The organism is Pseudochelatococcus contaminans (assembly GCF_014195635.1).
In the GTDB taxonomy this organism is placed as follows: Bacteria; Pseudomonadota; Alphaproteobacteria; order Rhizobiales; family Beijerinckiaceae; genus Pseudochelatococcus; species Pseudochelatococcus contaminans.
Genome location: NZ_JACICC010000036.1, coordinates 1 through 4,925, shown reverse-complemented (window position 1 = coordinate 4,925; position 4,925 = coordinate 1). Strand labels below are relative to the sequence as shown.

The 4,925-nt window shown below is 66.7% G+C and carries 4 protein-coding genes; all 4 read left to right on the top strand.

All coding sequences use genetic code 11. The features are described from left to right. Positions 1–137: 137 nt before the first annotated feature. Genes FHS81_RS18465 through FHS81_RS18450 form a run of 4 tightly spaced genes read left to right on the top strand, consistent with a single transcriptional unit; the run spans position 138 to position 4,855 of the window. Positions 138–761: a TnsA endonuclease N-terminal domain-containing protein gene (locus FHS81_RS18465; protein WP_183755049.1), complete on the top strand. Its 624-nt coding sequence runs from the start codon at positions 138–140 to the stop codon at positions 759–761. Further along, a complete protein-coding gene (locus FHS81_RS18460; protein WP_183755046.1) occupies positions 758–2,428 on the top strand; it encodes a Mu transposase C-terminal domain-containing protein in 1,671 nt (556 codons plus the stop codon). Before FHS81_RS18465 ends, FHS81_RS18460 begins: the two co-directional genes overlap by 4 nt. Then, positions 2,425–3,321 carry a TniB family NTP-binding protein gene (locus tag FHS81_RS18455; protein WP_246375100.1) on the top strand — a complete coding sequence of 299 codons (897 nt, stop codon included), beginning with the start codon at positions 2,425–2,427 and terminating at the stop codon, positions 3,319–3,321. The genes FHS81_RS18460 and FHS81_RS18455 overlap by 4 nt, the downstream gene beginning before the upstream one ends. Beyond that, positions 3,308–4,855 (top strand): TniQ family protein, encoded by a 1,548-nt coding sequence (locus tag FHS81_RS18450; RefSeq protein WP_183755043.1) that lies wholly within the window; start codon positions 3,308–3,310, stop codon positions 4,853–4,855. The genes FHS81_RS18455 and FHS81_RS18450 overlap by 14 nt, the downstream gene beginning before the upstream one ends. The last annotated feature ends 70 nt before the right edge of the window (positions 4,856–4,925 follow it).

Below are 4,925 nucleotides of genomic sequence, written 5' to 3'. Positions count from 1 at the left end.
TGTCGTTTTTCCAGGTTTCGTGAATCGGCGTGAGAGCGGACATGAGTCCGAACAATGGCTTGCGCGCATAGATGTGGTTCCATGTTTGTGAACTGACCCCAAAATGTGCTAGGTTTGCGTACCGACTCGTTTCGCAAATGGAGGTGCATTTGCGGCGTATTCCGCTGAGCCATCGGTCGCATGTGATCGGTTTGCAGCCCTTGGAAACGGGCGTGGCGGAGCATGAGAGCGCGCTGGAGCGGGACTTCGTGACGCTCGCAAGTTTCATGGATGCGAGCGCGGTGGTGACGGCCCAGCCGGTGACGATCCGCTTCGAGCATGAAGGCCGCCAGCGGCGGTACACGCCGGACTTTCGCGTGGATTGGAGCGACGGCCGCTGCGAGATCGTTGAGATCAAGTACCGGGCCGATCTGCGCGCGGGCTGGAACCGTTTTCGGCCTGCCTTCGCCGCCGCCCGATCATGGGCGCGCAGCAACGGCGCACGGTTCCGCATCGCGACAGAGCGCGGCGTTCGCGGACCGCAACTCGATGCGGCGAAGCGATTGCTGCCGCTCAGGGCTGCGCCGATCGACACGGCGCTGGCGGAACGTGCGCTTGCCCATGTGGGCGACAATGCGGTGAGCTTCGCCGATCTGGTCGGCATGCTGCCCGCCTCGCGTGAAGCAGGATTGGCCGTTGTGTGGCGGTTGATCGCGCGGGGTGCGCTTGTCGTCGATCTTTCCGCACCGATTACGGCACAGACACGGGTGACGTCGCGATGAGCGCGCCCGATCTCTCCATGGTCGATGCCTCCGCCTGGGACGAAGCGCGGCGCTGCCTGCCGGTGATCCGCCGTTTGGCGGAGAACCCGGCGCGCACCAGAGGCGACGTGGTGGCGGCTGCGGTCGAACTCGGCTGCGGTCCGACGCACGCCTATGCGCTGCTGCGTCGCTATCTCGCCGATGCGCGTCTGACGAGCCTGCTGCCGCGCCGGCGTGGCCCCGAGCGCGGCATCTCGCTGCTCGACGAGCATGTGGACGCCGTCATCCGCGATGTCATCGACACTGTCTATCTGACGCGCCAGCGGCCAAGGATTGCCGATCTGGCTGAAGAAGTGCGGCGGCGCTGCAAAGCGGAAGGCTTGCGGGTTCCGAGCCGCAAGGCGATCACCGCCCGCGTGAAGGCGCGTCCTGCCCGCGAGGTCGCCGCCAAGCGTGAGGGCCGCAAGGCCGTTCGCGAGCGGTATCTGCCCGTGGTCGGTTCTCTGGAAGCCCACTGGCCGCTGTCGCTGATCCAGATCGACCACACGCTGGTCGACGTGATCGTGGTCGACAGCGAGACGCGCGCCCCGATCCAGCGGCCCTGGCTCACGCTGGCGATCGACGTGTGTTCGCGATGCGTGGCCGGCTTCCACCTGTCGCTGGAACCGCCGTCCGCAACCTCCGTGGCACTGTGCCTGACGCACGCCGCTCTCTCCAAGGAAAGCTGGCTGGCCGAGCGCGGCATCGATGCGGAATGGCCTGTGCGTGGCATTCCCGAACGCCTGCATCTCGACAACGCGAAGGAGTTCCGGTCCGAGGCGCTGAAGCGGGGCTGCGAGCAGTATGGGATCGCTATCGACTACAGGCCGGTGCGCACGCCGCATTATGGCGGCCATATCGAGCGGCTGATCGGCACGATGATGGGCAAGGTCCATCTGCTGCCCGGAACCACCTTCTCCGACGTGCGGGCTAAGGGCGATCTTGACCCCGAGAAGACGGCAGCGATGACGCTCGACGAGGTTGAGCGCTGGCTGGGCCACGCGATCGCCGGCGTCTATCATCGCGATCTGCATCGCGGTCTCGGCATCACGCCGTTGGCGGCGTGGCAGCGCGGTATTGCCGGAGACGGCACGACGCTGGGACGGGGGGAGCCGACTGCCGTTACCGATGCCCGCCGCTTCCTGATCGACTTCCTGCCGATCGCCCGCCGCCGGGTTCGCCGTGACGGGGTGGCGCTGCATTCCATCGCCTATTGGGCGGATGTGCTGGGCACCTGGATCGGCCATCCCGAGCAGATGATCGTGCGCTACGACCCGCGCGATCTCAGCCGGATTTATCTGCTCGGCCCCGACGGCACCTATTACGACCTCAGCTACCGCGACCTGCGGCGACCGCCGATCAGCCTGTGGGAGCACCGTCTGGCGCTGAAGCGGCTGCGGGACGAAGGCCGGTCGCTGGTCGATGAGGAAGCGATCTTCCGCACGATCGAGGCCATGCGCGCCATCGCGGATGGTGCGGTCCGTACCAGCAAGGCAGCGCGTCGCCAGCGTGAACGGCGTCTGCGCGTCACTCCCGAAGGCCGTGGCGATCTGCTTCCGGTCGAGCCGGATGAGGCTGATCGCTTCCGGCAGATCGGTGAGGACATTCCTCCGCATGAACGCATGTTCCCGGTGGAGGAATGGGAATGAGCGGCGGCTATGCGCATCTGCATCCGTCCGTCCGGCATCTGGCCGACGAGGATGCCAACTCGCGGATACGGCGCATCCGCACGGATCGTTGGATCGGCTACGCACGGGCGGAAGCCGTCCTGGCGGCGCTGGAGGACCTGCTGAGCTTTCCGACGCGGACGCGGATGCCGAACCTGCTGCTGGTCGGGCCAACCAACAACGGCAAGACCATGATCGTCGAGAAGTTCCGGCGCGCGCATCCGGGGACAGCCGCCGCCGAGAGCGAGGACGGCCTGGCGCTTCTTCCCGTCGTGAAGGTGCAGATGCCTCCCGGTCCTGACGAGGGCCGGTTCTTCGGGGCCATCCTCCATGCGCTCGGAATGCCGTTCAGCCCGCGCGACCGGATCGCCACCAAGCAGGACACGGCTGTCCGCATCATGCAGGCCATGGGCGCCCGCATGCTGGTGATCGACGAGTTGCACAACGTGTTGTCCGGCTCGGCGATGCAGCAGCGCCGGCTGCTCAATCTGCTGCGCTGGCTCGGCAACGAGCTGCGGATTCCGCTGGTCGGCGTCGGCACGGCCGAGGCATTGCGCGCAATCCGCAGCGACGACCAGCTCGTCAACCGCTTCGAGCCGCATCCGCTGCCATTGTGGAGCGACGACGACGAGTATCGCCGTCTGCTGAGCACGCTGGAGGCCGTGCTGCCGCTGCGCAAGCCGTCCCATCTAGCCGATTCCGCGCTTGCCGGGCGCGTTCTCTCGGCGTCCGAAGGCGTTCTCGGCGAGATGATCGCCGTCGTCATCCGGGCAGCGGTGCGTGCGGTGGAGACCGGCGCGGAGGCGATCTCCACGCGCATGATCGAGGATACAGGCTTCATTCGTCCCTCCGAGCGTCGTCGTGTCGTGGTCTGATCTGTTCGAGGTATCGGCGTCCCCGATGCCGGCTCCCGGCCGCATCGGCCTGCCGGGGCATGTCGCCCCGGTCGAAGGCGAGGCGCTGCTGTCCTGGGTTGCGGCGATCTCTGCCGTTCTCGGCATGACGCCGCGCGTCTTCTGCCGCGATGCTCTGCACATCGATGCCCGACAAAACCCCGGCTGGTGGCGTCGTCCCGCCTCCGTAACCCTGGAGCGGATCGGCAGCCTGACCGGCCTCGATCTCGATCACCTGGCCGGAATGACGCTGGATGGCTGGGCCGTTGCGCCCGGAGACGATGATCCCGACCGGTTCGCGGCGAAGCGTTGGACTTCCGGCACCGATGGCAGGAAACGCCTGGCTCGCATGGATGTCTGCACGCTCTGCCTCGCCGAGGCGCGCCGTCCGCACCTGCGGCTGAACTGGACGCTCGGCTGGACGGGCGCATGCCCTTGTCACGGAACGGTGCTGACGAGCCGATGCCCCTCCTGCGGAACAAGGCTGAAGTTGCGCGGGCTGAACGCTTCGGAGCCCATCGACCTGCGCTGCGGGCGCTGCGATGCGGTGCTGTCCGATACGCAGAACATCCCGGCACATCCGGCCGTGCTCGCGTTGCAGGCAGCGCTCATCGCCGGCAAGCACAGCGGGACGGTGATCCTTCCCGGTATCGGCGCGCTCGACTGGCCCACGGCCATGGCGCTCGCCGATGTGCTGCTTGCCATGGTCTGGACCAGACGCCCGAAGAAAAAACGCGACCATTGGGCGCCACGGCAGCGCGATCGCCTCTTCGCCGCCATCGGCAGCGATATGGGAATGGCCGTGGGCGCGTGGGAACGCATCCCGTGGAAAGAGAATTACGGGGGGCTCCTGCTGTTGGCCTGGCTGTTCGGCGATCTCGATCAGCGCCTGCCAAGGGCCATCGCCACGCTCCGCACGCCGCGCCTCGAAGGGCTTCTCGGTCCCTTCACCGACTTCGACGAACCGACCAGGGACCGATTGCGGGCGATCCTCTCCGCCGCGCGGAGCAGATCGCCGCAGGGACGGCGTGCCTGGAAGCCGTGGCTTGACGGGCTCGTCGCCGCCGATCTTCGCGAACAGGCCGCACGAGAGCGCTACAGGCATCGTCGGCAGAGGCTGCGGGCCTTGGCCGAACTCAGGGACGGTGCGTCGGTCGAAGCCGTAGCGGCGCTCGTCGGCGTCGATATAAAGACCATCTATCGCTGGCTTCATCGTGGCGCCGCTGACGGTCTTGAAGCCGCGCTCGAACGCCCAACCGGCAAGCCTGCACTCACCAGTGCCCAGGCCGAAGCTCTGGGAAAATGGATCGCACTCGATCACAGGCACCAGAACCGAAAGGCCGTGCTCAAGCGGGCCAGGGAAACCCTCGGCATCGACATCAACGGCGATGCGGCTACCAAGCTGGTGGTGAAGCACCGAAAGCCGAAGCGGGGAAAGCGTTGTCGCTTGTGGGCGCCCAAATACGGCCCGAGGCGCGGAGCGGGATCTACTCATGATCCGGCTCCCGGTCCGTGAATCCGGTTCGCGTTTCCTGGAACGAGTTCATGAAACCTCGCCCCGGTTCGCGAAACCTGGCACCCCGACA

Coding starts and splice junctions, on each gene's coding strand:
- FHS81_RS18455 (WP_246375100.1), top strand. CDS start 2,425: ATGAGCGGCGGCTATGCGCATCTGCATCCGTCCGTCCGGCATCTGGCC.
- FHS81_RS18465 (WP_183755049.1), top strand. CDS start 138: ATGGAGGTGCATTTGCGGCGTATTCCGCTGAGCCATCGGTCGCATGTG.
- FHS81_RS18460 (WP_183755046.1), top strand. CDS start 758: ATGAGCGCGCCCGATCTCTCCATGGTCGATGCCTCCGCCTGGGACGAA.